The sequence below is a fragment of the Halomonas marinisediminis genome (assembly GCF_004347715.1).
Classification (GTDB): Bacteria; Pseudomonadota; Gammaproteobacteria; order Pseudomonadales; family Halomonadaceae; genus Halomonas; species Halomonas icarae.
In genome coordinates this window covers 1-276 of sequence record NZ_SLTR01000409.1, presented here as the reverse complement: position 1 = coordinate 276, position 276 = coordinate 1, and the positions used below count along the sequence as shown (strand labels likewise).

Below are 276 nucleotides of genomic sequence, written 5' to 3'. Positions count from 1 at the left end.
GTTTCTCGCCCGCGCTCGGCTCGGGATAGGTGAAGCCCATCTTGCTCTGGTTGTTCCTGAACAGCCAGGCATGGGCGCGCTGCTTCAGCATCTCCTGGCCGAAGAAGGTCGTGAGCCACTTGTACCCGTCTCCGGACATCAGCGGGAAGGCCGTGAACACCAGGGTCAGGAGCGCGATCTGCGACACCAGCAGGGTCATGTCGGGGATCACGGTCTGGGAGTGGCGCGTGAAGGCCCACAGGGTGGTGCCTGCCGCGAACAGGAAGAGCCGCGCGC

General features: G+C 64.9%; 1 protein-coding gene. It reads right to left on the bottom strand.

The window, feature by feature from the left end; translation table 11 throughout:
* Positions 1-276 (bottom strand): hypothetical protein (locus E0702_RS19255; protein WP_165927611.1); only part of this gene is annotated, 276 nt, incomplete at both ends.